Consider the following 25,301-nt stretch of genomic DNA (forward strand, 5'->3'; position numbering starts at 1 on the left):
TCATACCAACCCGTTGCGGATCGCGTAGACCGTCAGCTCGGAGTTGTTGGCCATGCCCAGCTTCTCCAGCACCCGGGCGCGGTAGACGCTGACGGTCTTGGGGCTCAGTGACAGCTCGTCGGCGATGTCCGAGAGGCGCTTGCCCGAGGCGATCATCGTCAGCGTCTGCAGCTCGCGGTCGGAGAGCTTCTCGTGCGGCGCCTCGGGCGCGGGCGTGGTCAGGCTCTCGACCAGCATCTGCGCCATCTCGGCGGTGATGTACTTGCGTCCCTGCGCGACCATGCGCACGGCGGCGACGATCTGCGCCGGGTCGGCGCCCTTGTTGACATAGCCGTAGGCGCCGGCGCGCAGCGCGCGCAGCGCGTACTGGTCCTCCGGGTACATCGAGACGATCAGCACCCGGATCGGCGAGCCCTCGTCCTTGAGCACATGCAGCACGTCCAGGCCGCTGCGCCCGGGCATGCTGATGTCGAGCACCAGCACGTCGCAGGAGGTGCTGCGCAGCAGCGTGCGCAGCTCGCCGTATTCGCCGGCCTCGCCGACGATCTGCATGTCGGGCTGCTCGGCCAGCGTGTCGCGGATGCCACGGCGGATCAGCGCGTGGTCGTCGCACAGGATGACGCGGGTCATAGCGCTCCCCAGGTGGATGGATCGTGAGGGCTGCCCAGGGGCAGATCGATGTCGGTGTCGCCGGGCCGCGAGCTGGTGCCGACCACGTCGAGCGGCACCGACAGGATCAGCGTCGTGCCGGTGGGCGAGCTGCTCAGGTCGATCCAGCCGCCGACGGTGTCGGCGCGCTCGTGCAGGCCGCGGATGCCGAAGGAGCGCTCCTTGCCGAGGTCCTGGTTCGACAGGCCGCGGCCGTTGTCGCTGATCTCCAGCGACAGCACGCCGGCGGCCACCGTCAGGTCGACCTGCACCCGGGTGGCGCGGGCGTGCTTGGAGATGTTGGTCAGCGCCTCCTGCGCGGTGCGATAGGCCACCAGCGGCACGCCCGGGGGCAGGCGCAGATGGTCATGGCTGGTGCGGAAGGCGGTCATGATGCCGTTGCGGCGCTCGAAGCGCTGCGTCATCCACTGCAGCGCCGCCACCAGGCCCTGCTCGAGAATGGCCGGGCGCAGGTTGTGCATGATGCGCTGGCTGGCCTCGATCGCGTGGTTGACCGTCTCCAGCGCCTGCTGCGCGCGCTCGGCCATCGGGCCGTTGGGCGCGTGACGCGTCAGCCAGGCCAGATCGAACTTGACTGCGGTCAGCGAGCCGCCGACGTCGTCGTGGATCTCGCGCGCGATGGCGGCGCGCTCCATCTCGATCGAGGTCTGCAGATGCTGCGCCAGCTCCGACAGGCGCTTGCGCGAGCGGGCCAGCTCCTCGTCGCTGCGCTTGCGCGCGCGCAGGCCCTCGCAGACCTCGACCGCATGCAGCAGCGCTGGCACCAGCCGGATCAGGTTGCTCTTGAGCAGGTAGTCGGAGGCGCCGTTGCGCATCGCCTCGACCGCGGTGTCCTCGCCGATCTCCCCGGAGACCAGGATGAAGGGCAGCAGCGCATCACGCTCGCGCAGCAGCTCCAGCGCCACCAGGCCGGAAAAGCCCGGCAGGTTGTAGTCGGAGATCACCGCGTCCCAGCGCTGATCCAGCGCGGCCAGGAAGGCGCCCTCGGTGTCGATGCGCTGCATCGACGGCTCGATGCCGCCGCGGCGCAGGTGTGCCAGCACCAGCTGGTGATCCAGCTCCGAATCTTCCAGATGGAGCAGGCGCAGGCGGCGCAGCTGGGGGGTACGGGGCATGGGCGGGCAACGCTTTTTCACATGTCAGGAACTGAGCCGGATTTTGAGGCGTGATCCCGGCACCGGTGACAGGCGCGATTGAGAAAAATTGATGCAATCGACACCCGTTCAGTGTCCATCAACAGCGCCCAGCCGCTGCCGGAGAGATTCATGCCATCCATTCTCGCTGTCGACGATTCCCCCTCCATGCGCCAGATGGTCCAGTTCACGCTCAAGAGCGCTGGCTATCAGGTCGTGGAGGCGGTCGACGGAGCCGACGCCTGGGAAAAGGCCGGCCGCCAGCAGTTCGATCTGGTGCTGACCGACCAGAACATGCCGCGCATGGACGGAACCTCGCTGACGCGCAAGCTGCGCGAGACGTCCCAGTACCGGAGCACGCCGATCCTGATCCTGACCACCGAGTCGGGCGACGACATGAAGAAGGCCGGCAAGGAGGCCGGCGCCACCGGCTGGCTGGTCAAGCCCTTCGACTCGATGAAGCTGCTTGAGGTCATCCGCATGGTCATCCGCTGACCTGCCTCCCGATCCTGCACCGTTCGTGGCGCCTGGTGCCGCAGCTTGTCTGCTGCGCTCCACGTCACGCGGCTGCGGACCTGTTCGACGATTTCCGCCGCCCGCACCGAGTCCGCACCGAGCGCACTCACTGAGGAAGCCCCGACACCATGGCCGATCGACTCTCCCAAGGCTCTGCCTCTTCGCGTTCCAGCGACGGTGGCCTCGACCTGCAGCAGTTCCACCAGACCTTCTTCGAGGAGGCGGCGGAGAACCTGCAGAGCATGGAACAGCTGCTGCTCGCGCTCGATCCGGCCGCGGTCGACGACGAGACGCTCAACGCGATCTTCCGGGTCGCGCACTCGATCAAGGGCGGCGCGGCCACCTTCGGCTTCACCGCGGTGGCCACGCTGGCGCACGAGATGGAGACGCTGCTCGACCGGCTGCGCCGCCACGAGCTGGCACCGACGCCGCCGATGGTCGATGTGCTGCTGCGCGGCGGCGACGCGCTGTGGGGTCTGCTGTCCTTCCAGCAGGGCCTGACCGACGAGGCGCCCGAGACCAGCGGCCTGGTCGCCGACATCCGCCGTCTGGCCAGCCTGGACGCGGCGGCCAGCGCGGCCCCTGCACCGGCACCGGTGGCGGCCCCTGCGGCGGCCGCGGCGGCTGCTGCGCCCAGGCCGGCCGGCACCCGCGAGCTCGAGGTCCGCATCGGACCGCTCGAGCTGCCGCAGACGGCCAGCCATCTGCACGAGCTCTTCGAGGAGATTCCCGGCATCGGCGAGATGAAGCCGCTGGACTTCGGCGAGCCGGTCGACGGCATGCGCCGCTTCACCGTCATCACCAGCTGCACCGACAACGATCTGCTCGACCTGTTCAGCTTCCATGTCGATCGCAAGCTGGTCCATCTGATGGAATCCGGCCCCGGCTTCGGCTTCTACGAAGGCAATCCCGGCGTGCCCTCTGCCGCGCCCGAGCCGCCACCGGCCGGCGCGCCGGCACCGGCCGCACCGCCGGCTGCCGCTGCCCCGGCGAACGGGGCCAAGGGCGGCAACCGCGCGCCGGCCGCACCGGATGCGGCGACGCTGCGCGTCTCGGTCGAGAAGGTCGACCAGCTGATCAACCTGGTCGGCGAGCTGGTCATCACCCAGGCGATGCTGATCCAGGGCAGCCGCTCGCTCGACCCGGTGGTGCACCAGTCGCTGGTCAGCGCGATCAACCTGATGGAGCGCAACTCGCGCGACCTGCAGGACGCGGTGATGTCGATCCGCATGATCCCGATGTCGGCGGTCTTCAGCCGCTTCCCGCGCATGCTGCGTGATCTCTCGGGCAAGCTGGGCAAGCAGGTCGAGCTGGTCACGCACGGCGAGGCCACCGAGCTCGACAAGGGCCTGATCGAGAAGATCACCGACCCGCTGACCCACCTGGTGCGCAACTCCTGCGACCACGGCATCGAGCTGCCGCAGGCGCGGGTGCAGGCCGGCAAGCCGGCGGTGGGCACGATCACGCTGTCGGCCTGGCACCAGGGCGGCTCGGTGGTGATCGAGGTGCGCGACGACGGCAAGGGCCTGTCGCGCGAGAAGCTGATCTCCAAGGCGATCGAGCGCGGCCTGCAGGCCTCCGACTCGATGACCGACACCCAGGTCTGGAACCTGATCTTCGAGCCGGGCTTCTCGACTGCCGAGCAGGTCACCGACGTGTCCGGCCGCGGTGTCGGCATGGATGTGGTGAAGAAGAACATTCTCGGTCTGGGCGGGCGGGTCGACATCGAGTCGGCGCCGGGCTGCGGCATGAGCGTCAAGGTGCGCCTGCCGCTGACGCTGGCGATCATGGACGGCATGAGCGTGGCCGTCGGCGACGAGGTCTACATCCTGCCGCTGGGTTCGGTGGTCGAGAGCGACCTGATCGGGCCGGACCGCATCCGCTCGCTGGGCAACAACCACCGCGTCGCCAAGGTGCGCGAGGAATACCTGCCGGTGGTCGACCTGGCCGGGCACTTCGGCGTCTGGCGCGACGAGCCGCCGGCCCAGCCGATCATGGTCATCGTCGAGTCCGAGGGGTCGCGCGCGGCGCTGATCGTCGACGAGCTGATCGGCCAGCAGCAGGTGGTGGTGAAGAACCTCGAGACCCACTACAAGCGCATCCCGCATGTCTCGGGCGCGACGATTCTCGGCAACGGCCGGGTCGCGCTGATCCTCGACATCGCCACGCTGGTGCAGGCGCGCTGACGCGCCGCCCCGGCCCCTTCACGACACGACACGCGACAGACCAATCCCGGGAGCGCACGCGATGCAGGACATGTTCTGGAATTTCACCATCCGACTGCGCATGGCCGCGGCGGTGGCCATGCTGGTGGGGCTGTTCGCCGTCATCGGCGCGATGGTCTGGAGCGGCGCCGACCGCATGCTGATTCTTGGCACGATGGCGGCGATGCTGGCAGTCGTCGTGCCGCTGACGCTGGTCAATTCGGCCTCGATCGTCGCGCCGATCGCCCGCGCCCAGCAGCTGACCGACGCGATCACCCAGGGCGATCTGGGCACCCGCCTGGAGGTCCGCGGCGAGGACGAGGCCGCGCAGCTGCTGCGCGCGCTGCTGCGCATGCAGGATGCGGTCGGTGCGATCGTCGGCAGCATCCGCGAATCGACCGAGGCGGTCGGCACCGCCAGCACGCAGATCGCGGCCGGCAACCAGGAGCTGTCGATGCGCACCGAGCAGACCGCCGGCTCGCTGCAGCAGACCTCCAGCTCGATGGAGCAGCTCAGCGAGACGGTGCGCCAGACCGCCGATTCGGCCCAGCTCGCCAACGAGCTGGCCGGCCAGGCCTCCAGCGCCGCCCAGCGCGGTGGCGACGTGATGACCCAGGTCGTCAGCAACATGGAGGAGATCAGCGCCTCCAGCCGCAAGATCGCCGAGATCATCGGCGTGATCGACGGTATCGCCTTCCAGACCAACATCCTGGCGCTGAACGCGGCGGTGGAGGCCGCCCGGGCCGGCGAGCAGGGCCGAGGCTTCGCGGTGGTGGCTGGCGAAGTGCGCAACCTGGCGCAGCGCAGCGCCCATGCGGCCAAGGAGATCAAGACCCTGATCGGGGCCAGCGTCGACAAGGTCGGTGCCGGCACGCATCTGGTCCATGACGCCGGCCGGGCGATGAGCGACATCGTCAGCGGCGTGCAGCGTGTCAGCGACCTGATCAGCGAGATCACCGCCTCGACCAGCGAGCAGAGCACCGAGCTGGGCCGGGTCAGCGCCGCGGTCAGCCAGCTCGACCAGATGACGCAGCAGAACGCCGCGCTGGTCGAGGAGAGCGCGGCGGCCGCCGACAGCCTGCGCCGTCAGGCCGCGACGCTGGCGGCCGGCGTCAAGAGCTTCCAGCTGGGAACGGGCGGTGGCAGCAGTGGCAGCCGGGTGCCGTCCGTGTCGCCGGCACCGAAGCCGAAGTCGGCTGCGCGTGCCGCTGCAGCACCGGTGGCCCGCACCGCAGCGACGCCTGTGTCGGCGCCGGTCAGCCGGCCGGCACCGCCCCCGCCGCCCGCCGCCGAGCGCAAGGCCGCGCCGGCCCCCGCGCCGGTGGCCGAGACCGGCTCGACCGAGCAGTGGGAATCCTTCTGATCAGCCCAGCGCCTTCCCGCCCATGTAGAGCGCCAGCAGGTAGAGCACCAGCGCGAAGGCGCGCTTGAGCTGCGCGACCTGCAGCGCATGGGCGGCCCGTGCACCCAGCGGCGCGGTCAGCACGCTGGCGCAGGCGATCAGCCCGAGGCCCGGCAGCCACAGCCAGCCCAGCGCTCCCGGCAGGGGTGCCGGCATCGACCAGCCGCCGATCAGGTAGCCGACGGTGTTGGCCAGCGCGATCGGCAGGCCCAGCGCGGCCGAGGTCGCCACCGCGTGGTGCATCGCGACATTGCACCAGGTCATGAAGGGCACCGAGATGAAGCCGCCGCCGGCCCCCACCAGTCCGGACATGAAGCCGATCAGCGTGCCTGCACCCAGGCTGCCCGCGGTGCCGGGCATCTGCCGCGACGGTGCCGGCTGACGGTTGCGCAGCATCTGCGTCGCCGAGAAGGCAACGAAGACCGCAAACACCAGCGCCAGCGTCGTGCCGCGCAGCGCGGCAAAAGCGCCTGCACCGGCGATCAGTCCGCCGATCACGATGCCCGGCGCGATGCGCCGCACCAGATCCCAGCGCACCGCGCCGCGTCGGTGGTGGGCGCGCACGCTCGAGATCGAGGTGAAGACGATGGTGGCCATCGAGGTGGCGATCGCCATCTTGACCGCCAGCGCCGACTCCACGCCGCGGGCGGACAGGATCAGCGTCATGAAGGGCACGATCAGCATGCCGCCGCCGATGCCCAGCAGGCCGGCGAGAAAACCGGTGCAGCTGCCGAGAACGAGCAGCTGGGCGACCAGCATCAGGTCGAGGTTCATCGTGGTGGAGGGGAGGTGTCCATCGCGAACCGAGGGCCGCATTCCTGAACCCAGGGGATTCAGGTGGGCGAGGTCAGTCCGGCTTCGGGTTCATCTGACGCGAGACGATCGCACCAGCCGGACAATGTTCCAGGCCCGGGCTCGCGAGAGCATCGGTTCAAGGAAATATAAAACCCCCGCGGACGCGACGGACGGGTGTCATTCTAGCTTCATTCCCTCGGCGCCGAGGCTGGCCTCGATGCGCCGCACCAGGCCGTCGACATCGATGGTGATCGGCGGTGGCGCGGGTGGCGGCGGGGGCGGCAGCGGCATCGGGGTGCCGCCCGAGTGGCGCAGCTCGCTCAGCGCGTAGGCGATGTTCAGCGCCGCCAGCACCGCGATGCGCTCGCGCGCCTTGACCCGGCCGGCATCGCGGATCGCGCACATCTCGCGGTCGACCCGGGTCACCGCCTCGGCCAGCACCGCGTCCCCCCCTTCCGGGCAGGCCAGCAGATAGATCTGGCCCATGATGCTGACTTCCATCTGCTTCATGCTCATACCCCGCCTCCCGAGGCGCCGCGTTCATGGGTGTCGACATCGCCGGCGGGCAGCCGCTCGAGCAGCGCGTCGATGCGGTTGCGCGCGGCCGCATAGCGCGAGCGCAGGTTGTCCCGCTCGGCCGCGACCGCGGTGAGCTGCTGCTCGAGCTGGGCATTGGCGCGCTTGAGCTCTTCGTGGCGAAGGATCAGCCGTTCTATCCGGTCGGCGAGGTCTTCGAGTGTGGACATTGCGCTGCTGTGCTGTCGGGGCGGTCGGTGCCGCTGCATCGTGTTGGCGCGAACGCCACAGGCGAGGGCGCCGGAAGGGTCCGATTGTAGTGGTGCACCGCCGCAATGTTTACAATTCACGCTGTTGGTGCTCGCCTGACCGGATCTGGTCGGTGGGTTAAACGGGAAACAGGAAGGTCAAGACCCGCCGGGTCGGCCCAACCTGTGCTGCCCCCGCAACGGTAAGCGGACGAGAGCCTCGGCGGCTCTCTGCCCCTGCGCACATGAACCACTGGCATCCAGGCGATGCCGGGAAGGGTCGCAGCGGGTTCGTCCGTCAGCCCGGATACCGGCCAACAGGGGGTCTGTCGATGTCGCGCCGGTCGCGGCGCCGGCAGGCCATGAGGTGCGAGGCCTGCGGGGACGCTGGCATGCACGATCCTGACACCGTTCCATCATGTCCAAGCTCTCCGTCGGCAGCCGTCTGCCCGAAACGCGCCTGCGCGCCACTGCTGCCGCCGCAGCGCTGATGCTGTGCCTGCCGCTGGGCGCTGCCGCCCAGTCCGCCCCGGCCGTGGCCACCGCGGCGGCCTCGCTGCCCGCGGTGGTGGTGACCTCCACCCGCAGCCCGATCCAGGCCGACCGCAGCATCGCCGACGTGACGGTGCTGACCGCCGAGGATCTGGCGCTCCAGTCCGGCCGCACGCTGGCCGAGGTGCTGGCGCAGCAGCCGGGCATCCAGCTCACCTCCAATGGCGGTCTGGGCAAGTCCAGCTCGATCTTCATGCGCGGCATGGAGGCGCGTCATGTGCTGCTGCTGGTCGATGGCGTGCGCTACGGTTCGGCGACGCTCGGCCAGGCCGACTTCGACAACCTGCCGCTGGGCGACATCGAGCGCATCGAGATCGTGCGTGGCCCGCTCTCCAGCCTGTACGGCAGCGATGCGGTCGGCGGCGTGGTGCAGGTCTTCACCCGCCGCGCCCAGCCGGGCCAGGGCCTGCGCGGCAACGGTGCGCTGACCGTCGGCAGCAAGCGCCATGCCCAGGGCAGTGCCGGTCTGAGCTTCGACGACGGCCTCTGGAACGGCGCGGTCCAGCTGATTCACACCGAGAACCGCGGCTTCTCGTCGACCAACGAGCGGGTGCTGTTCGGCAGCCACAACCCGGATCCGGACGGCTTCAACCAGAACGCCGGCAGCGCCCAGCTCGGCCTGCGCCTGCCGCAGGGCTGGCAGCTCAATGCCCGGCTGCTGCAGTCGGAATCGCGCACCGGCTTCGATGACGGCCCGGGCGCCGATTCGCGGGCCGGCCTGCGCACCCAGGTCGCCTCGGTCGATGCCAGCGGCGAGGTGGTCAAGGGCTGGTCGACGGTGCTGCGCATCGCCCGCAGCGCCAACGACTACGAGACGCTCGCCTCGGCCTCGCCCTGGACCGATCTGGGCACCATCGCCACCGTGCAGCAGCAGCTGAGCTGGGACAACACCTTCGTGCTGCCGGTCGGCTCGCTGCTGGTGGTGGCCGAGCATCTGAAGCAGAAGGTCAGCAAGCCGGGTGGCAACTACGAGGTGACCGAGCGCACCGTGCGCAGCGGCGCGCTGGGCTACCGCGCGGTGCTGGGTGCGCACACCGTGCAGGCCGGCGTGCGCCATGACCGCAACTCGCAGTACGGCGACCAGACCACCGGCAACCTCGGCTACGGCCTGGCGCTGAGCGATGCGCTGCGCCTGAGCGCCCAGCTCGGCACCAGCTTTGTCGCGCCGAGCTTCAACCAGCTCTACTGGCCGTCCTATGGCAACCCGGCGCTGGCGCCCGAGGAAGGCCGCCATGCCGAGCTGGGCCTGCGCTACACCCTGGGCGAGCAGAGCGTCAGCGCGACGCTGTTCGGCAACCGGGTGCGCGGCTACATCACCCAGGGCGCCAACCCGACCAATCTGCCCTATGTCGAGAGCCGTGGCGTGACGCTGGCCTATGACGGCCGCCTCGGCCCGGTGCGGGTCGGTGCCGCCTATGACCATCTGGACCCGCGCAACGCCACCGAGGGCAGCGCCAACCACGACAAGCTGCTGCCGCGCCGCGCACGCAACCAGGCCCGGCTGTCGGCCGATGTCGATCTGGGGGCGTGGAGCGTTGGTGCCGGCCTGCAGGCGCGCGGTCACCGCTACGACGATGCGGCCAACACCCGCCGCCTGGCCGGCTACGCGGTGGCCGACCTGAACGCGCAGTGGCAGTTCCAGCGCGACTGGTCGCTGGGGGCGCGGCTGAACAATCTGTTCGACCGCCAGTACGAGACCGCCTGGGGCTACAACCAGCCGGGCCGCGAGCTGCATCTCACGCTGCGTTACAGCCCGCGCTGAGCCTGAGCGATGATCGGGCGATGAGAATGGAGAACCATCAGCGCTGCGAATTCATCCTGGGCGGCCAGCGCAGCGGCAAGTCGCGCTGTGGCGAGCGTCGCGCGGCCGACTGGCTGGCCGGCGCGCCCGGGCGCCGTGCGGTGCTGCTGGCCACCGCGCTGGCCGGCGACGGCGAGATGCGCGAGCGCATCGAGCGCCATCGCCTCGATCGCCTGGAGCGGGTGCCGGCGATGGCGACCGACGAGGACTGCCTCGATCTGGCCGCCGCGCTGCGCCGCCATGCCGCGCCCGACACCCTGGTGCTGGTCGACTGCCTGACGCTGTGGACCACCCGCTGGCTGATGCCGCTCGAGGGCGAGCCGGCCGACGCGACGCGCTGGCAGGCCGCCTGCGACGCGCTGGCTGCGGCCCTGCAGCAGGCGCCGGGTCCGGTGGTGCTGGTCTCCAACGAGATCGGCCTGGGCCTGGCGCCGCTGTCGCGCGAGGCCCGACACTTCGTCGATGCGCTCGGGCGGCTGCATCAGCAGGTGGCGGCGGTCTGTGCGCGGGTCACGCTGATGGTGGCCGGGCTCGAGATGGCGGTGCGGCGGTGAGGCGCGCGGTCCTGCGGGCCTGCGCCGCGCTGCTGCCGCTGCTGGCGGCGTGGCCGGCGGTTCAGGCCCAGGCCCCGGCTTCGTCGGTGCCGCCGCGGCGCATCGTCTCGCTGATGCCCTCGCTGACCGAGACCGTCTGCGCGCTGGGCGAGTGCGAGCGTCTGGTCGGCGTCGACCGCTATTCCAGCTGGCCGGCCCGGGTCGAGCGGCTGCCGCGCTTGGGCGGCATGGATGATCCGCAGATCGAGCGCATCGTCGGCCTGCGGCCCGATGTGGTGCTGGCCGTGCCGTCGAGCCGCGCGGTCGAGCGGCTGCAGTCGCTCGGCCTGAAGGTGGTGGTGCTGGAGTCGCGCACCACCGAGGAGGCGCGGCGCACCGCCGAGACGATCGCGGTGCTGCTGGGCCGGCCCGGGCAGGGCACGGCGCTGTGGGCGCGCATCGACGCGCAGGTCGAGCGGGCCGTCGCCCGGGTGCCGGCCGGCTGGCGCGGGCGCAGCGTCTATTTCGAGGTCGACTCGGCGCCCTATGCGGCCGGGCGCAGCTCCTTCATCGGCGAGCTGCTGCAGCGCTTCGGCCTGGTCAACATCGTGCCGGCCGAACTCGGCCCCTTCCCGAAGCTCAATCCCGAATTCGTCGTGCGCGCCGCGCCCGATGTGGTGATGGCGGTCGAGCGCCACATCGCCGACATGCCGCGCCGGCCGGGCTGGGCCGGGCTGAAGGCGCTGCAGTCGGGCCGGCGCTGTGCCTTTCCGGCCGATCGCTATGACACCCTGGTGCGGCCTGGCCCGCGCCTGGGCGAGGCGGCCGAGCTGGTCGCCGACTGCCTGACGGCCCTGCGCGAATGAGTCTCGAGGAACGCCATCGCCGGCGGCTGCTGGCCCGGGGGCTGGCGCTGCTGTCGCTGATCGGGCTGCTGGCCGGGCTGCTGATCGGCAGCGAGGGCGCCAGCCTCTCGGCGCTGCGGGCCCTGTTCGATGACGGATCGGCCGGACTGGTGCTGGGCCAGATCCGCCTGCCGCGCACGCTGGGCGCCTGGCTGACCGGCGCGCTGTTCGGCCTGGCCGGCGCGATCGCGCAGGGGCTGTTCCGCAATCCCCTGGCCGATCCCTATCTGCTGGGCTCGGCTGCGGGGGCTTCTCTCGGCGTGGTGCTGGTGCTGACCGCCGGATCGGTGGTGCTCGGGGGCGGGGCGGCCGGCTGGCTGGCGCGCTTCGGGCTGGTCGGTGCGGCCTTCTGCGGTGCCCTGCTGGGCGTGTCGCTGACGCTGATGCTGGCCCGGGGCGCGACCCACACCACCCGGCTGCTGCTGGCCGGGGTGGTGGTCGGCGTGGTGCTGGGCGCCTTCAACGATCTGCTGACCACGCTCGACCCGGACGCGCTGCGCGGCAAGCAGGCCTTCCTGCTGGGCACGACCGGCTTTCTCGGCTGGCCGTCCTGCCTGCTGCTGCTGCTGGCGCTGCTGGCGGCGCTGCCGCTGGCCTGGCGGCTGGCGCGGGTGCTCGATGCGCTGTCGCTGGGCGAGGACAGCGCCACCAGCCTCGGGCTGTCGCTGCCGCGGCTGCGGCTGGTGATGGTCGCGCTGATGGCGCTGGCCACCGGCACCGCGGTCGCGCAGGCCGGCATGGTGGCCTTCGTCGGCCTGGTGGCGCCGCATCTGGTGCGCCGCTTCGTGCAGGCGACGCACGGCTACTGCCTGGTGGCCAGCGCGGCGATGGGCGGCGTGCTGCTGATGGGCGCCGATGTGCTCTCGCGCTGGCTGATCGCGCCGCAGGAGCTGCCGGTCGGCGTGCTGACCGCGGTGCTGGGCGGCTCCTATCTGCTGTGGCTGCTGCAGCGCCGGAGGATGGGCTGATGGGCGGCCCCTTCGTGTCCGATCCGATGCTCAGCGCCCGCCGCCTGCAGGTGCGCCTGGGCGATCGCACGGTGCTGCGCGACATCGACCTGGACTTCGGCCCGGGCTGGACCGCGATCGTCGGGCCCAACGGTGCCGGCAAGTCGACGCTGCTGCGTGCGCTGGCCGGGCTGCAGCCGCTCGAGCACGGCGAGGTCCGGCTCGACCGGGCCCCGCTGGCCGACTGGCCGGCGCCTCAGCGCGCGCGCCGGCTGGCCTGGCTGGCGCAGCAGGGCGAGGCCGGCGGCGACCTGACGGTGATCGATGTGGTCCGGCTGGGCCGGCTGCCGCATCTCGGCCTGTTCGGCCTGGCGCGCGGGCGCGACGAGCAGGCGGTCCGCCAGGCGATGCAGGCCACCGGATGCACCGCCTGGCGCCACCGCCGCCTGGCCGAGCTGTCCGGCGGCGAGCGCCAGCGGGTGCTGCTGGCGCGCGCGCTGGCGGTGCAGTCGCCGGTGCTGCTGCTCGACGAGCCGACCACCCACCTCGACCCGCCGCATCAGGTGGCGCTGGTGCGGCAGATGGCCCGGCTCGCCCGCCAGGAGAACCGCACCATCGTCGCGGTGCTGCACGAGCTGAGCCTGGCGCTGGCCGCCGACCGGCTGGTGGTGATGGCCGCCGGCCAGATCCACGCGATCGGCCAGCCCGGCGACCCGCTGGTGCAGCGCACGCTGGTCGAGGTCTTCGGCGGCGCGATCCGCATCGAGGCGGTGCCGGTGAGCGCAGGCGCCACCGAGGCTGCTGCGGCTGCGGCCGAAGTCCAGTGGGTCGCGCTGCCGCGGCTCTGATTCCCCCTGACTCGAATCGAAGCGAATAGCGAATCCAGACCATGCAGATCGAATCCCCCCCGGTCGAGCGCGACCGCCAGAAGCCCGAGGGCGAGCGCCGCGGCCTGATCCTGATCCACACCGGCGACGGCAAGGGCAAGAGCACGGCTGCCTTCGGCCTGGCGCTGCGTGCGCACGGCCGCGGCAAGCCGGTGAAGATCTACCAGTTCATGAAGGTGCCCAGCGCGCGCTTCGGCGAGCACCGCATGTTCGAGCAGCTCGGCGTGCCGATCGAGGGCCTGGGCGACGGCTTCAGCTGGAAGAGCAGGGATCTGGAGCATTCCGCGCAGCTCGCCCGTGACGGCTGGGCGCGTGCCGAGGCGACGATCCGCGCCGGCGCGCATTTCCTGGTGGTGCTCGACGAGATCATGTACCCGCTGCGCTATGGCTGGGTGCCGCTGGAGCCGGTGCTGGCGGCGCTGCGCGAGCGCCCCGATCATGTGCATGTGGTGCTGACCGGGCGCAATGCGCCGCAGGAGCTGGTCGACCTGGCCGACACCGTGACCGAGATGCGCCTGGTCAAGCACCACTACCAGGCTGGCGTGCCGGCGCAGCGCGGCATCGAGGACTGAGGCGCATGCCGCTGTCGCTGCCGTTGCCGGAGTGGCTGACCGCGCTGCTGGGCTCGCCCTGGCCGTGGCCGCTGCTGCAGGCCGGCGCGCTGCTGCTGGCCTGGGCGCTGGACCGTCGTTTCGGCGAGCCGCCCGACCGCTGGCATCCGGTGGCGTGGCTGGGGCGGCTGCTCGGGCCGGTCGGGCGCTTCTGGCGGGATCGTGCGCCGGCGGCGGCCTTCGCGGGCGGCGCGCTGTCGTGGCTGCTGATCGCCGTGGCGCTGGCGGGCGCGGCCTGGGCGCTGCAGCGCTGGATCGTCGCGCTGCCGGGGCCGGTGGCGCTGGGGCTGCTGGCGCTGGCGCTCAAGCCGCTGTTCGCCTGCCGCATGCTGTGCGACGAGGTCGCCGCGGTGGAGGCGGCGCTGGCGCAGTCGCTCGAGGCCGGGCGCGCCCGGCTGGCCTGGCTGGTCAGCCGCGACGTGACGCGGCTCGATGCCGGCGAGGTGCGCGAGTCGGCGATCGAGACGCTGGCCGAGAACCTCAACGACTCGGTGGTGGCGCCGCTGGCCTGGTTTGCGCTGGCCGGACTGCCGGGTGCGGTGCTCTACCGCTTCGCCAATACCGCCGATGCGATGTGGGGCTACCGCGGCGCCTGGGAGTGGGCGGGCAAGTGGGCGGCGCGCGCCGACGATCTGCTGTCCTGGCCGACCGCGCGGCTGACCGCCGCGCTGCTGCTGCGCCCGGCCTGGCGCCCGCGCCAGTGGTCCCGGCTGGCCCGCGAGGCCGCATGCACCCCGTCGCCCAACGGCGGCTGGCCGATGGGCGCGATGGCGTTACGTCTGGATGTCAGATTGCGCAAGCCGGGCGTCTATGCTCTGCATGCCGCAGGACGATCTCCCGAGGCCGCGGACCTGGTGCAGGCGCTGCGGCTGGCCCGCTCGGCCGCGCGGATCTGGACGGGCGTGCTCGCGGGCGGACTGGTGGCGGGCGCGCTGATGATGCTGACACGGCTGGCCGGGGGGCCGGCCTGAGCCCATGACGACGCTGCACCACGACAATCAAATCACCTCGTCCCTGCACGATTTCGCACGCACGCATGGCGGGCCCGATGCCCACGGCGTGCCGCGCTGGGACTTCTCCACCAATGCCAATGCCTGCGGGCCGGCGCCGATGGCGCTGGAAATGGTGCGCCAGGTCGATGCCCGGCGCTATCCCGATCCCACCTTCAGCGCGCTGCGGCGCCAGCTCGGCCAGCTGCATCAGGTCGATCCGGCGCGCATCGTGATCGCCGCCAGCGCCAGCGAGTTCATCCGCCGCATGACGCTGGCGATCGCGATGCTCAAGCCGGGCGCGCGGGTGCAGGTGCCCGACTACGCCTATGGCGAATATGCCGCCGCGGCGCATGCGCTGGGGCTGCAGCCCTGGCGCGCCAGCGAGCTGCCTGTCGACTCGCCGCCCTATCTGATCTGGCACACCGAGCCGGGCAGCCCGGCTGGCGACGCCGCTCCGGCGCCGGACTTCGACCCGACCGACTCGGTGCTGGTGGTCGACCGCGCCTATGCGCCGCTGCGCCTGGACGGCGAGGCGCCGGAACTCTCGCCGCATGCCTGGCAGCTGTGGTCGCCGAACAAGGCGCTGGGCCTGACCGGCGTGCGCGGCGCCTATGCGGTGGCGCCGGAGCGCGGCGCGGTCACCGCCGAGCTGGTCGACTGGCTGCAGCAGCAGCTCGACCGGCTGGCGCCGTCCTGGCCGCTGGGCGCGCACGGAGTGGCGATGCTGAGCGCCTGGGCCAGCGACGAGGCCCAGTCCTGGGTGCGCGCCAGCCTGCACATCCTGCGCAGCTGGCGCCGGCAGCAGCTCGACCTGTGCCACCGGCGCCTGGGCTGGACCTGCCGCGCCAGCGTCACGCCCTTCTATCTGGCGCGCTGGGGGCGCTGGGACGATCCGGCGCAGGCGCAGGAAGATCCCGCCCATCCGGTGCGGCTGCTGCCGGAGCTGCGCACGCTCGGGCTGAAGCTGCGCGACTGCAGCTCGATGGGCCTGCCGGGCTGGGTGCGCGTCAGCGTGCAGGCGCCGCCCTCGCAGCAGGCGCTGTCGCAGCTCTGGCGCCAGGTGATCGGCGAGTCCAGCTTCGTGCCGACGGTGCGGCAGTCGGGCTTCCAGTCGCTGTCGACCTACTGATGGCTGACCTGCTCAATGCTGTTCGATGCTGCTCAAGGAGGGCTGCCCCACCTCCGTCACCCTCGCGAATGCGAGGGCCCACGCGCACCCGCTCGCCACGGACGGCCGGGGGGGCGGCGTGGGTGCCCGCCTGCGCGGGCATGACGATGTGACGGGGTGACGGGGTGAGGCCAGGATCTGGACCAGGAACGGGAGCGCAAGGACGATGACGGGCAAGGCGATCATGGTGCTGGGCACCACCAGCGGGGCGGGCAAGAGCTGGCTGGCCACCGCGCTGTGCCGCTGGTATGCGCGGCGCGGCCTGCGGGTGGCGCCGTTCAAGGCGCAGAACATGAGCAACAACGCACGGGTCGTGCCGGCGCCGGGCGGGCGCATGGGCGAGATCGGCAGCGCGCAGTATTTCCAGGCGCTGGCGGCGCGAGTCGTGCCCGAGGTGCGCCACAACCCGGTGCTGCTCAAGCCCGAGGCCGACACCCGCAGCCAGGTCGTGGTGATGGGCGAGGTGCGCCGCGACCTGGCCGAGGTGCCGTGGCGCCGGCGCAGCGAGGCGCTGTGGCCGCATGCGCGCCAGGCGCTGGCCTCGCTGCAGGCCGAGCATGATCTGGTCGTGATCGAAGGCGCCGGCTCGCCCGCCGAGATCAATCTGCACGCCAGCGACTACGTCAACATGCGCACCGCGCGCGCTGCCCAGGCCGCCTGCCTGCTGGTGACCGACATCGATCGCGGCGGCGCCTTCGCCCACCTCTACGGCACGCACCAGCTGCTGCCCCCCGACGAGCGTGCGCTGATCCGCGGCTTCGTGCTCAACCGCTTCCGCGGCGACGCGGGTCTGCTCTCGCCGGGGCCGGAAATGCTCGAGCAGCTCACTGGCGTGCCGACGCTGGCGGTGCTGCCGATGTGGCGCGAGCACGGCCTGCCGGAAGAAGACGGCGTCTTCGACGACCGCAGCACCGGTGGCGCCGCGGCGGCGCGCCCGCTGCGGGTGGCGGTGGTGGCCTATCCGCGCCTGAGCAACCTCGACGAGTTCCAGCCGCTGCGCAACCTGGCCGGCGTGCGGCTGAGCTGGGCGCGCCATCCGCATGACCTGGACGGCGTCGACTGGATCATCCTGCCCGGCTCCAAGCACACCGGCGCCGATCTGGCCTGGCTGCGCGCGCAGCGGCTCGACGCGGCGATCGCGCGCCATGCGGCCGCGGGCGGTGCGGTGCTGGGCATCTGCGGCGGCCTGCAGATGCTGGGCGAGGCGCTGGTCGACCTGCACGGCATCGACTCGCCCGGCGGCGAGAGCAACGGCCCCGGCCTGGGCCTGCTGCCGCTGGTGACGCTGTTCGAGCCCGACAAGCTGCTGGCGCCGACGCAGGCCACCTTCGCCGCGCTGTCGGGCCCGTGGGCCGCGCTCTCGGGCGTGCGCTTCGACGGCTACGAGATCCACCACGGCCGCACCGCGCCGCATGCCGATCTGCCCGCGCCCGCGGTGGCGCTGCGCAACGCTGCCGGCGAGGTGCTGGGCTGGCAGCGCGGCCCGGTGCTGGGCCTGTACGCGCACGGCCTGTTCGAGTCGCCGGCGGTGCTGCGCGCGCTGTTCGGCGCGCAGGTGCGCACGCTCGACGCCGTCTTCGACGGCCTGGCCGACTTCCTCGACCGCCATGTCGCGCCGGACACGCTCGAGGCGCTGATCCGCTGATCCGCACGCTCCCTGTTTCCCTGTCCCCCCGAGAAGCACAAAGGACAAGACCGATGACGATGGACCTCTCCTCCGCCCGCGCTGCACTCGCCGGGCTGCTCGATGTCGCCGACCTGCATGACGAGGCGCTGCAGGAGCGCGTGCAGCTCGCGCTGGACCGCAAGACCAAGCCGCAGGGCTCGCTGGGCCGGCTGGAGTCGCTGGCGCTGAAGCTGGCGCTGATCCAGGGCTGCGAGCGCCCGCAGCTCCAGCATCCGCAGATGGTGGTGTTCGCCGCCGACCATGGCCTGGCCGCGCGCGGCGTCTCCGCCTTCCCGAGCGAGGTGACCTGGCAGATGGTCGAGAACTTCCTGGCCGGTGGCGCGGCGGTCAGCGTGCTGGCGCGCCAGCACGGGCTGGCGCTGTCGGTGGTCGACGCGGGCGTCAAGCACGAGTTCGCGCCGCGTCCGGGCCTGATCTCGCGCAAGATCGGCTGGGGCACCGCCGACGCGCTGCAGGAGCCGGCGATGTCGCTGGCCGAGTGCGTCGCCGCGATCGAGACCGGCGCCGGCGTGGTGCGCAGCCTGCCGGGCAATGCGCTGCTGCTGGGCGAGATGGGCATCGGCAACACCTCGGCGGCGGCGCTGCTGATGGCGCGGCTGACCGGCGAGTCGATCGACCGCTGCACCGGCCGCGGCACCGGCGTCGACGGCCCGGCGCTGGTGCGCAAGACCGAGATCCTGCGCCAGGTGCTGGCGCGCCATGCCGACGCGAGCGATGCGCTGGCCGCGCTGGCGGCGCTGGGCGGCTTCGAGATCGCGATGATGGTCGGCGCGGTGCTGCAGGCCGCGCAGGAGCGCCGCGTCATCGTCGTCGACGGCTTCATCGTCAGCAGCGCGGTGCTGGTGGCCTCCCGGCTGGCGCCGGCGGTGCTGCAGCGCTGCGTGTTCTCGCACCAGTCCGACGAGAGCGGCCACCGGCTGATGCTCGCCCGCCTGGAGGCCGAGCCGCTGCTGGCGCTGGGCCTGCGCCTGGGCGAGGGCTCGGGCGGGGCGCTGGCCTGGCCGCTGCTGGAGTCGGCCTGCCGCATCCTGGCCGAGATGGCCAGCTTCGAGGCGGCGGGCGTGTCCGACCGCGAGGCCTGAGCGTGGACACCGCCCGATGAGCCTGCTGCTGCACGAGCTGCGCCTGTTCTTCGTGGCGCTGCAGTTCTTCACCCGCGTGCCGGTGCCGGCCTGGGTCGGCTGGTCGCCGGAGTGGATGCACGCCAGCTCGCGCCACTATCCGCTGGTCGGGCTGTGCGTCGGCGCGGTCGGTGCGGCGGTGCTGCTGGGCGCGGCCGGGCTGTGGCCGCTGCCGGTGGCGGTCGGCCTGTCGATGGCGGCCACCGTCTGGATGACCGGCGGCTTCCATGAGGACGGTCTGGCCGATACCTGCGACGGCCTGGGCGGCAGCGTCAGCCGCGAGCGCGCGCTCACCATCATGAAGGACTCGCGCCTGGGCAGCTACGGCGCGCTCGGTCTGGTCGGCGTGCTGGGGTTGAAGGCCGCGGCGCTGCACGGGCTGGCCGCGCAGGACCTGACGGCCGCCGCGCTGGCGACTGCCTGGGCGCATGGCCTGTCGCGGGTCGCGCCGGTGCTGCTGCTGCGTGCGCTGCCCTATGCGGGCGATCCGGAGCATGCCAAGGCCAAGCCGATGGCGCAGCAGATCTCCGGCGGCGGCCTGGGCTGGGTGATCGCGGTGGCGCTGGCGCTGTGCGCGGGCGCGGCGGCGTGGGTCGGCGCGCGGCCCGTGCTGGCCGGCGCCTGCGCCACGGCTGCGATGACGCTCTGGTGCGCGCGCTGGTACCGGCAGCGCCTGGGCGGCTACACCGGCGACACGCTGGGCGCCTCGCAGCAGCTCGGCGAGGTCGCCGGTCTGCTGGGCTGGCTGGCGGCGCTGGGCGTGGCCTGACGGGGGCGCGCATGAACGAACTGCACATCTGGCGGCACCCCAAGCCGGTCGGCGCCGCCGGCCTCTGCCTGGGCCGCACCGACCTGCCGGTCGATCCGCGCAAGGCCCGCCGTCTGGCGCACCGCATCCGCCAGCACGCGCGCCGCCACGGCCTGCCGCGCGAGATCCTCACCTCGCCGCTGCGGCGCGGGCGCGAGGTCGGGCGCTGGCTGCGCCGCTGGGGCTGGACGCACCGCATCGAGCCCGGCCTGATCGAGCTGGACTTCGGCAGCTGGGACGGCCGGCCCTGGCGCGAGATCGCCTGGGCCGAGGTGGCGGCGTGGGAGGCCGACTTTGCCGGCCACGCGCCCGGCGGCGGCGAGTCGCTGGACCGGCTGCGCAAGCGCGTCGCCGGCGTGCTGGTCCAGCTGGCCGCGGCCGGCCGGCCGGTCTTGGCGGTCGGGCACGCCGGCTGGATGAACGCGCTGGCGCTGCATGGCCGACCGGGCTCGCCCACGGCCGCCGACTGGCCGGCGCCACCGCGCCATGGGGCCATTCGTGTGGCGACCCTTTTGTGATTAATAATTACGGCCGTCCGACTCGACCGGACTGCGGCGAATCGCCCCGCCAGCCGTTACCATCCGCTGCCTCCGACCGACTCATCCGACCCCGACCGCCATGTTCCGCACGCTGCTGAAGTCCAAGATCCATCGCGCCACCGTTACCCACTGCGAGCTGCACTACGAAGGCTCCTGCGGCATCGACGAGGACCTGATGGACGCCGCCAACCTCTGCGAGAACGAGCAGATCCACATCTGGAACATCAACAACGGCGAGCGCTTCGTCACCTATGCGATCAAGGCGCCGCGCGGCAGCGGCATCTTCTCGCTGAACGGCTCGGCGGCGCGCCGCGCCTCGGTCGGCGACCTGATCATCATCGCCGCCTTCGGCCTGGTGGCGGAGGAGGGCGTGGCCGCCCACGAGCCCAGGCTCGTCTTCATGGACGAGAAGAACCAGGTGAAGGAACTGCGCTCGCATCCGGAGAACCCGGAGCAGACCTCGCCGCTGCGCTGAAGAAGGACCGGCCGACGTGAGCCTGAACGACGACTGGCGCGCCCGCAGCCTGCGCGCGGTGTGGCATCCCTGCACCCAGATGAAGCTGCACGAGGGCCAGCCCGGCGGCCGGCCCGGCCTGCCGCTGGTGCCGGTGGTGCGCGCCGAGGGCGTCTGGCTGCATGACGCCGAGGGGCGGCGCATCCTCGACGGCATCAGCTCCTGGTGGGTCAACCTGTTCGGCCACAACCACCCGGCGCTGCGCGAGGCGCTGGTCGACCAGCTCGGCCGGCTCGATCACGTCATGCTGGCCGGCTTCACCCATCCGCCGGTGGTGGAGCTGTCCGAGCGGCTGGGCGCGCTCACCGGCCTGGGCCATGCCTTCTACGGCAGCGACGGCGCCTCGGCCACCGAGATCGCGCTGAAGATGAGCGCGCATGCCTGGCGCAACCAGGGCGAGCCGGACAAGACCCGCTTCGTCGGCCTGGCCGGCGGCTACCACGGCGAGACGGTCGGGGCGCTGGCGGTCACCGACCTGGGCATCTTCCGCGACGCCTATGCGCCGCTGGTGCGCCTGGCCGCCACCGTCGACAGCCCCGATGCCCGCGGTGCCCGTGCGGGCGAAAGCGCCGCCGACGTGGCCGAGCGCGCCGCGGCCGCACTGGCCGTCTGGCTGGAGGCGAACCACGCGCAGACCGCGGCGGTCATCCTGGAGCCGCTGGTGCAGTGCGCCTCCGGCATGGCGATGCACGATCCGGTCTACCTGCGCCGGGTGCGCGAGCTGTGCGACCGCTGGCGTGTGCATCTGGTGCTCGACGAGATCGCGGTCGGCTTCGGCCGCACCGGCACGCTGTTCGCGCACCAGCAGGCCGGCATCCGGCCGGACTTCCTGTGCCTGTCCAAGGGCCTGACCGGCGGCATGCTGCCGCTGTCCGCCGTGCTGACCACCGACGCGGTCTACCGCGCCTTCTGGGACGACGAGGTCGCGCGCGGCTTCCTGCACTCGCATTCCTACACCGGCAACCCGCTGGCCTGCCGTGCGGCGCTGGCGGTGCTCGACCTCTTCGAGCGCGAGGCGGTGCTGGAGCGCAACCGCGAGACGGCTGCCGCGCTCGACGCCCGGCTGGCGCCGCTGCACGCCCACCCGCGGGTGCGCCACGCCCGGCGCACCGGCATGATCTGGGCCTGGGACATCGACACGACGCTGCCCGACTTCGCCCGCCGCTACGGCCGCGCGGCGCTGGAGCGCGGCCTGCTGCTGCGCCCGATCGGCCGCACGCTCTACCTGATGCCGCCCTACGCGATCGACCCCGCGGGCGAGGACGGCAGCGGCGCCTTCCTGGCGCGCACCGCGCTGGAGGCGCTCGAGGCCACGCTGGCGCAGGAGGGTGAGGTCGCGCCCGCACCCTCGGCCGCCCCGTCCGGCACCGGAGCGATCGATGCGGTCTGATCAGTCTGATCTGCGCTCGGTCTTCGTGATCGGCACCGACACCGGCGTCGGCAAGTCGCTGGTGAGTGCGGCGCTGCTGCGCGGCGCGGCGCAGGCCGGACTGCGCGCGGTCGGCATGAAGCCGGTGGCCGCCGGGATCGATCCGCAGCCCGACGGCTCGCTGGCCTGCGGCGATGTGCTGACGCTGCAGGCGGCCGGCAATGTCGCGGCCGATCCGGCGCTCGTCAATCCGTTCTGCCTGCCCGATCCGCTGTCGCCGCATCTGGCGGCACGCCGCGCCGGCCAGCGCATCACGCTGGCGCCGCTCGTCGCGGCGCACCGCGCGCTGCTCGCGCAGGCCGACCGGGTGATCGTCGAGGGCGCCGGCGGCTTTCTCGTGCCGCTGGACGAGGGCGATGGCGATGGCGATGGCGATCCTGTGCCCGGCGCGCCGCTGCTGACCGGCGCCGATCTGGCGCTGGCGCTGGGCGTGCCGCTGGTGCTGGTGGTCGGCTTGCGCCTGGGCTGTCTGAACCATGCGCTGCTGACCGCCGAGGCGGTGCGCGCGCGCGGCCTGACGCTGGCCGGCTGGGTCGCCAACCGCATCGACCCGGCGATGGCCTGCGCCGACGAGAACCTCGATTTCCTGCGCCGGCACATTCCGGCGCCGCTGCTGGCCGATGTGCCGCACGCCTCGCGCTGGCCCGAGGGCTGGCAGCCGAGCCTTTTCCTGTCCTGATCCGTCCGATCTGTCCTGACCTGTTGCGCGCTTCTTGTTCCCGCGCTGGAGATTCCCGAATGAGCCTTGTCCAGAACCCGTCCGCCTGCGCCGCCCCGTCCGCCGACGCCTCGCAGCCGATCACGCTGGTGCGGCCGGCCCGTGCGGCCGAGCCCGCCGCGGACGCCCGCTGGAGCGTCGAGGCGATCGAGGCGCTGTTCGCGCTGCCCTTCAACGATCTGCTCTGGAAGGCGCAGCAGGTCCACCGCGAGCACTTCGACGCCAACGAGGTGCAGCTCTCGACGCTGCTGTCGATCAAGACCGGCGGCTGCCCCGAGGACTGCGGCTACTGCCCGCAGTCGGTGCACCATGACACCGGCGTCGAGGCCGGCAAGATGCTCGACATCAAGGCGGTGCTGGAGGCCGCGAGCTGCGCCAAGGGCCAGGGCGCGACCCGCTTCTGCATGGGCGCGGCCTGGCGTGCGCCCAAGGACCGCGACATCGAGAAGGTCGCCGAGCTGGTCTCGGGCGTGAAGGCGATGGGCCTGGAAACCTGCTGCACGCTGGGCATGCTGAGCGAGTCGCAGGCGCAGACGCTCAAGGAAGCCGGCCTCGACTACTACAACCACAACCTCGACACCGCCCCTGAGGCCTACGGCCGCATCATCTCCACCCGCGACTACCAGGACCGCCTGGACACGCTGGAGAACGTGCGCCGTGCCGGCATGAACGTCTGCTGCGGCGGCATCGTCGGCATGGGCGAGTCGCGCCGCGAGCGCGCCGGGCTGGTCGCGCAGCTCGCCAACCTGACGCCGTACCCGGAATCGGTGCCGATCAACGAGCTGGTGCAGGTCGAGGGCACGCCGCTGGCCGGCACCGACAAGCTCGACCCGCTGGAATTCGTGCGCACCATCGCGGTGGCCCGCATCACGATGCCGACCGCGCGGGTGCGCCTGTCGGCCGGCCGCGAGCAGATGAGCGAGGCGGTGCAGGCGCTGTGCTTCCTGGCCGGCGCCAACTCGATCTTCTACGGCGACAAGCTGCTGACCACCGGCAACCCGCAGTCCGAGCGCGACCGCGCGCTGCTGGACAAGCTCGGGATGAAGACCAGCGCCTGAAGTCCGCCCCCGCCGTGAACGCCGCCGCCGACCTGTTCCCCCGCCGCATCGTCTGCCTGACCGAGGAGACGACCGAGACGCTCTACCTGCTCGGCCAGGAGGAGCGCATCGTCGGCATTTCCGGCTACACCGTGCGCCCGCCGCGCGCGCGCCAGGAGAAGCCGAAGGTCTCGGCCTACCTGAGCGCGAAGATCGACAGGATCCTCGATCTGGAGCCCGACCTGGTGCTGGGCTTCTCGGACCTGCAGGCCGACATCGCCAGCCAGCTGGTGCGCGCCGGCGTGGCGGTGCATGTCTTCAACCAGCGCACGGTGGCCGAGATCCTGCGCATGATCGCGATGGTCGGCGCGATGGTGGGCGCGCAGACGCAGGCCGCCGCGCTGCTGGCCGAGCTGCAGCAGGGGCTTGACGCGGTGGCCGCGGCCGGCCGCGCGCTGCCGCGCCGCCCGCGGGTCTACTTCGAGGAATGGCACGAGCCGATCATCACCGGCATCGGCTGGGTGTCCGAGCTGACCGTTCTGGCCGGCGGCGAGGAATGCTTTCCCGAGCTGGCCGGGAAATCACTGGGCAAGGACCGCATCGTCGCCGACCCGCTCGAGGTCGTGCGGCGCGCGCCGGACGTGATCCTCGGCTCCTGGTGCGGCCGCAAGTTCCGGCCCGAGCAGGTGATGGCGCGGCCCGGCTGGGCATCCGTGCCGGCGGTCGTGAACGCGCAGGTGTTCGAGATCAAGTCGAGCGAGATCCTGCAGCCCGGGCCAGCCGCGCTGACCGACGGCGTGCGCCAGATCCAGCGCCGCCTGCAGGACTGGGCGCGGCTTCACGCCTGATGCCGCACGCCTGAATCAGGCCCGATCGGTCTTCGCGTCGAAGTCGCAGCAGTCCGCCACCGCGCATTCCCGGCAGCGCGGCTTGCGGGCCTGGCAGACATAGCGGCCGTGCAGGATCAGCCAGTGGTGCGCATCCTTGGCGAACTCGGCCGGGATGCGGCGCAGCAGCTTCATCTCGACCTCGTACGGCGTGCGCCCCGGCGCCAGCCCGGTGCGGTTGCCGACGCGGAAGATGTGGGTGTCGACCGCGCAGGTCGGCTCGCCCCAGGCGACGTTGAGCACCACGTTGGCGGTCTTGCGGCCGACGCCGGGCAGCGCCTCGAGCGCCTCGCGGCTGCGCGGCACCTGGCCGCCGTGCTGCTCCAGCAGGATCCGCGCGGTGGCGACGAGGTTCTTCGCCTTGTTGCGGAACAGGCCGATGGTGCGGATGTAGGCCTCGACGCCTTCCACGCCCAGCGCGACGATCCTGGCGGGCGTGTTGGCGACCGGAAAGAGCCGGCGCGTCGCCTTGTTGACGCTCACGTCGGTGGCCTGCGCCGACAGCAGCACGGCCGCCAGTAGCTCGAACACCGAGCTGTATTCCAGCTCGGAGGCAGGTTGCGGATTGGCATCACGCAGCGTGACAAAGAAACGCTGGATCGCGTCGGAGTTCATCTCCAGGGTCTCCGTAAGCCCTCGCTTGAGGGGAATTCATCAGTTCAGAGGGTGTGAGTGCCCGGAT

General features: G+C 72.0%; 27 protein-coding genes and 1 riboswitch. Of the genes, 20 read left to right on the plus strand and 7 right to left on the minus strand.

What is annotated here, in order from left to right:
- From HZU84_RS10545 to HZU84_RS20540, 3 genes are read right to left on the minus strand one after another with little or no spacing between them, the layout of a single operon-like run.
- Complete coding sequence (locus HZU84_RS10545; protein WP_149504192.1) at positions 1–630, minus strand: response regulator; 630 nt, start codon at positions 628–630, stop codon at positions 1–3.
- Positions 627–1,784, minus strand: a complete 1,158-nt coding sequence (locus HZU84_RS10550) for a hybrid sensor histidine kinase/response regulator (RefSeq protein WP_149504191.1) — start codon at positions 1,782–1,784, stop codon at positions 627–629. The genes HZU84_RS10545 and HZU84_RS10550 overlap by 4 nt, the downstream gene beginning before the upstream one ends.
- Positions 1,785–1,801: 17 nt before the next feature.
- Positions 1,802–1,936, minus strand: coding sequence for a hypothetical protein (locus HZU84_RS20540; protein WP_256365853.1), 135 nt, complete (start codon positions 1,934–1,936; stop codon positions 1,802–1,804).
- Between HZU84_RS20540 and HZU84_RS10555 the strand changes: the two genes are divergently transcribed.
- From HZU84_RS10555 to HZU84_RS10565, 3 genes are all read left to right on the plus strand, one after another.
- Positions 1,935–2,297: a response regulator gene (locus HZU84_RS10555; protein WP_037483269.1), complete on the plus strand. Its 363-nt coding sequence runs from the start codon at positions 1,935–1,937 to the stop codon at positions 2,295–2,297. The genes HZU84_RS20540 and HZU84_RS10555 overlap by 2 nt on opposite strands.
- 149 nt (positions 2,298–2,446) lie before the next feature.
- Entirely contained in the window at positions 2,447–4,504 is a 2,058-nt protein-coding gene (locus HZU84_RS10560) for a chemotaxis protein CheA (RefSeq protein WP_149504190.1), read from the plus strand.
- A gap of 61 nt (positions 4,505–4,565) precedes the next feature.
- Positions 4,566–5,885 carry a methyl-accepting chemotaxis protein gene (locus HZU84_RS10565; RefSeq protein WP_149504189.1) on the plus strand — a complete coding sequence of 440 codons (1,320 nt, stop codon included), beginning with the start codon at positions 4,566–4,568 and terminating at the stop codon, positions 5,883–5,885.
- Here the strand turns inward: HZU84_RS10565 and HZU84_RS10570 are convergent, their stop codons facing one another.
- The 3 genes from HZU84_RS10570 to HZU84_RS10580 form a co-directional block, all read right to left on the minus strand.
- The gene (locus tag HZU84_RS10570) at positions 5,886–6,698 is read right to left on the minus strand and encodes a sulfite exporter TauE/SafE family protein (protein WP_149504188.1); all 813 of its coding nucleotides are present in this window, start codon (positions 6,696–6,698) and stop codon (positions 5,886–5,888) included.
- A gap of 198 nt (positions 6,699–6,896) precedes the next feature.
- Complete coding sequence (locus HZU84_RS10575; RefSeq protein WP_149505299.1) at positions 6,897–7,229, minus strand: cell division protein ZapA; 333 nt, start codon at positions 7,227–7,229, stop codon at positions 6,897–6,899.
- A 2-nt stretch (positions 7,230–7,231) separates the two neighbouring features.
- Positions 7,232–7,465: a cell division protein ZapB gene (locus tag HZU84_RS10580; protein ID WP_037483244.1), complete on the minus strand. Its 234-nt coding sequence runs from the start codon at positions 7,463–7,465 to the stop codon at positions 7,232–7,234.
- Between the two features lie 108 nt (positions 7,466–7,573).
- A riboswitch (cobalamin riboswitch) is annotated at positions 7,574–7,816 on the plus strand.
- A gap of 85 nt (positions 7,817–7,901) precedes the next feature.
- Here HZU84_RS10580 and HZU84_RS10585 point away from each other — a divergent pair.
- The 17 genes from HZU84_RS10585 (at position 7,902) to HZU84_RS10665 (ending at position 24,580) form a co-directional block, all read left to right on the plus strand.
- The gene (locus tag HZU84_RS10585; RefSeq protein ID WP_149504187.1) at positions 7,902–9,797 is read left to right on the plus strand and encodes a TonB-dependent receptor domain-containing protein; all 1,896 of its coding nucleotides are present in this window, start codon (positions 7,902–7,904) and stop codon (positions 9,795–9,797) included.
- Between the two features lie 20 nt (positions 9,798–9,817).
- Positions 9,818–10,390, plus strand: coding sequence for a bifunctional adenosylcobinamide kinase/adenosylcobinamide-phosphate guanylyltransferase (locus HZU84_RS10590; protein WP_149504186.1), 573 nt, complete (start codon positions 9,818–9,820; stop codon positions 10,388–10,390).
- Positions 10,387–11,235: an ABC transporter substrate-binding protein gene (locus HZU84_RS10595; protein WP_244954294.1), complete on the plus strand. Its 849-nt coding sequence runs from the start codon at positions 10,387–10,389 to the stop codon at positions 11,233–11,235. Before HZU84_RS10590 ends, HZU84_RS10595 begins: the two co-directional genes overlap by 4 nt.
- Positions 11,232–12,242 carry a FecCD family ABC transporter permease gene (locus HZU84_RS10600; protein ID WP_149504185.1) on the plus strand — a complete coding sequence of 337 codons (1,011 nt, stop codon included), beginning with the start codon at positions 11,232–11,234 and terminating at the stop codon, positions 12,240–12,242. Before HZU84_RS10595 ends, HZU84_RS10600 begins: the two co-directional genes overlap by 4 nt.
- Positions 12,242–13,069 carry an ABC transporter ATP-binding protein gene (locus tag HZU84_RS10605; RefSeq protein WP_180692893.1) on the plus strand — a complete coding sequence of 276 codons (828 nt, stop codon included), beginning with the start codon at positions 12,242–12,244 and terminating at the stop codon, positions 13,067–13,069. Before HZU84_RS10600 ends, HZU84_RS10605 begins: the two co-directional genes overlap by 1 nt.
- A 41-nt stretch (positions 13,070–13,110) precedes the next feature.
- Positions 13,111–13,680, plus strand: a complete 570-nt coding sequence (gene cobO, locus HZU84_RS10610) for a cob(I)yrinic acid a,c-diamide adenosyltransferase (RefSeq protein ID WP_149504184.1) — start codon at positions 13,111–13,113, stop codon at positions 13,678–13,680.
- A gap of 5 nt (positions 13,681–13,685) precedes the next feature.
- Positions 13,686–14,690, plus strand: a complete 1,005-nt coding sequence (cbiB, locus tag HZU84_RS10615) for an adenosylcobinamide-phosphate synthase CbiB (RefSeq protein ID WP_149504183.1) — start codon at positions 13,686–13,688, stop codon at positions 14,688–14,690.
- Between the two features lie 4 nt (positions 14,691–14,694).
- Entirely contained in the window at positions 14,695–15,840 is a 1,146-nt protein-coding gene (locus tag HZU84_RS10620; protein WP_149504182.1) for an aminotransferase class I/II-fold pyridoxal phosphate-dependent enzyme, read from the plus strand.
- A gap of 205 nt (positions 15,841–16,045) precedes the next feature.
- A complete protein-coding gene (locus tag HZU84_RS10625) occupies positions 16,046–17,524 on the plus strand; it encodes a cobyric acid synthase (RefSeq protein WP_149504181.1) in 1,479 nt (492 codons plus the stop codon).
- A 59-nt stretch (positions 17,525–17,583) separates the two neighbouring features.
- Complete coding sequence (gene cobT, locus HZU84_RS10630; protein WP_149505296.1) at positions 17,584–18,648, plus strand: nicotinate-nucleotide--dimethylbenzimidazole phosphoribosyltransferase; 1,065 nt, start codon at positions 17,584–17,586, stop codon at positions 18,646–18,648.
- A 16-nt stretch (positions 18,649–18,664) separates the two neighbouring features.
- Complete coding sequence (cobS, locus tag HZU84_RS10635; protein WP_180692894.1) at positions 18,665–19,456, plus strand: adenosylcobinamide-GDP ribazoletransferase; 792 nt, start codon at positions 18,665–18,667, stop codon at positions 19,454–19,456.
- Between the two features lie 11 nt (positions 19,457–19,467).
- Positions 19,468–20,013, plus strand: a complete 546-nt coding sequence (locus HZU84_RS10640) for a histidine phosphatase family protein (RefSeq protein ID WP_149504180.1) — start codon at positions 19,468–19,470, stop codon at positions 20,011–20,013.
- Positions 20,014–20,113: 100 nt separating this feature from the next.
- Positions 20,114–20,509 carry an aspartate 1-decarboxylase gene (gene panD, locus HZU84_RS10645; protein ID WP_149504179.1) on the plus strand — a complete coding sequence of 132 codons (396 nt, stop codon included), beginning with the start codon at positions 20,114–20,116 and terminating at the stop codon, positions 20,507–20,509.
- 16 nt (positions 20,510–20,525) lie between these two features.
- Positions 20,526–21,938: an adenosylmethionine--8-amino-7-oxononanoate transaminase gene (gene bioA, locus HZU84_RS10650; protein WP_256365852.1), complete on the plus strand. Its 1,413-nt coding sequence runs from the start codon at positions 20,526–20,528 to the stop codon at positions 21,936–21,938.
- Positions 21,928–22,656, plus strand: a complete 729-nt coding sequence (gene bioD / locus HZU84_RS10655) for a dethiobiotin synthase (protein WP_244954293.1) — start codon at positions 21,928–21,930, stop codon at positions 22,654–22,656. Before bioA ends, bioD begins: the two co-directional genes overlap by 11 nt.
- Positions 22,657–22,715: 59 nt before the next feature.
- A complete protein-coding gene (gene bioB, locus HZU84_RS10660) occupies positions 22,716–23,753 on the plus strand; it encodes a biotin synthase BioB (protein WP_149504178.1) in 1,038 nt (345 codons plus the stop codon).
- 14 nt (positions 23,754–23,767) lie between these two features.
- Positions 23,768–24,580 (plus strand): cobalamin-binding protein, encoded by an 813-nt coding sequence (locus HZU84_RS10665; RefSeq protein WP_149504177.1) that lies wholly within the window; start codon positions 23,768–23,770, stop codon positions 24,578–24,580.
- Positions 24,581–24,595: 15 nt separating this feature from the next.
- On the opposite strand, the gene nth is transcribed toward HZU84_RS10665, so the two are convergent.
- Positions 24,596–25,234: an endonuclease III gene (gene nth / locus HZU84_RS10670; RefSeq protein ID WP_149504176.1), complete on the minus strand. Its 639-nt coding sequence runs from the start codon at positions 25,232–25,234 to the stop codon at positions 24,596–24,598.
- Positions 25,235–25,301 lie beyond the last annotated feature (67 nt).

This window comes from Sphaerotilus sulfidivorans (assembly GCF_013426975.1).
GTDB lineage: Bacteria > Pseudomonadota > Gammaproteobacteria > Burkholderiales > Burkholderiaceae_C > Sphaerotilus > Sphaerotilus sulfidivorans.

Bases quoted from the DNA above. Each gene is read 5' to 3' on its own strand.
- HZU84_RS10545 (WP_149504192.1), bottom strand. From the start codon at position 630: ATGACCCGCGTCATCCTGTGCGACGACCACGCGCTGATCCGCCGTGGC.
- HZU84_RS10550 (WP_149504191.1), bottom strand. From the start codon at position 1,784: ATGCCCCGTACCCCCCAGCTGCGCCGCCTGCGCCTGCTCCATCTGGAA.
- HZU84_RS10555 (WP_037483269.1), top strand. From the start codon at position 1,935: ATGCCATCCATTCTCGCTGTCGACGATTCCCCCTCCATGCGCCAGATG.
- HZU84_RS20540 (WP_256365853.1), bottom strand. From the start codon at position 1,936: ATGAATCTCTCCGGCAGCGGCTGGGCGCTGTTGATGGACACTGAACGG.
- HZU84_RS10560 (WP_149504190.1), top strand. From the start codon at position 2,447: ATGGCCGATCGACTCTCCCAAGGCTCTGCCTCTTCGCGTTCCAGCGAC.
- HZU84_RS10565 (WP_149504189.1), top strand. From the start codon at position 4,566: ATGCAGGACATGTTCTGGAATTTCACCATCCGACTGCGCATGGCCGCG.
- HZU84_RS10570 (WP_149504188.1), bottom strand. From the start codon at position 6,698: ATGAACCTCGACCTGATGCTGGTCGCCCAGCTGCTCGTTCTCGGCAGC.
- HZU84_RS10575 (WP_149505299.1), bottom strand. From the start codon at position 7,229: ATGAAGCAGATGGAAGTCAGCATCATGGGCCAGATCTATCTGCTGGCC.
- HZU84_RS10580 (WP_037483244.1), bottom strand. From the start codon at position 7,465: ATGTCCACACTCGAAGACCTCGCCGACCGGATAGAACGGCTGATCCTT.
- HZU84_RS10585 (WP_149504187.1), top strand. From the start codon at position 7,902: ATGTCCAAGCTCTCCGTCGGCAGCCGTCTGCCCGAAACGCGCCTGCGC.
- HZU84_RS10590 (WP_149504186.1), top strand. From the start codon at position 9,818: ATGAGAATGGAGAACCATCAGCGCTGCGAATTCATCCTGGGCGGCCAG.
- HZU84_RS10600 (WP_149504185.1), top strand. From the start codon at position 11,232: ATGAGTCTCGAGGAACGCCATCGCCGGCGGCTGCTGGCCCGGGGGCTG.
- HZU84_RS10605 (WP_180692893.1), top strand. From the start codon at position 12,242: ATGGGCGGCCCCTTCGTGTCCGATCCGATGCTCAGCGCCCGCCGCCTG.
- cobO (WP_149504184.1), top strand. From the start codon at position 13,111: ATGCAGATCGAATCCCCCCCGGTCGAGCGCGACCGCCAGAAGCCCGAG.
- cbiB (WP_149504183.1), top strand. From the start codon at position 13,686: ATGCCGCTGTCGCTGCCGTTGCCGGAGTGGCTGACCGCGCTGCTGGGC.
- HZU84_RS10620 (WP_149504182.1), top strand. From the start codon at position 14,695: ATGACGACGCTGCACCACGACAATCAAATCACCTCGTCCCTGCACGAT.
- HZU84_RS10625 (WP_149504181.1), top strand. From the start codon at position 16,046: ATGACGGGCAAGGCGATCATGGTGCTGGGCACCACCAGCGGGGCGGGC.
- cobT (WP_149505296.1), top strand. From the start codon at position 17,584: ATGGACCTCTCCTCCGCCCGCGCTGCACTCGCCGGGCTGCTCGATGTC.
- cobS (WP_180692894.1), top strand. From the start codon at position 18,665: ATGAGCCTGCTGCTGCACGAGCTGCGCCTGTTCTTCGTGGCGCTGCAG.
- HZU84_RS10640 (WP_149504180.1), top strand. From the start codon at position 19,468: ATGAACGAACTGCACATCTGGCGGCACCCCAAGCCGGTCGGCGCCGCC.
- panD (WP_149504179.1), top strand. From the start codon at position 20,114: ATGTTCCGCACGCTGCTGAAGTCCAAGATCCATCGCGCCACCGTTACC.
- bioD (WP_244954293.1), top strand. From the start codon at position 21,928: ATGCGGTCTGATCAGTCTGATCTGCGCTCGGTCTTCGTGATCGGCACC.
- bioB (WP_149504178.1), top strand. From the start codon at position 22,716: ATGAGCCTTGTCCAGAACCCGTCCGCCTGCGCCGCCCCGTCCGCCGAC.
- nth (WP_149504176.1), bottom strand. From the start codon at position 25,234: ATGAACTCCGACGCGATCCAGCGTTTCTTTGTCACGCTGCGTGATGCC.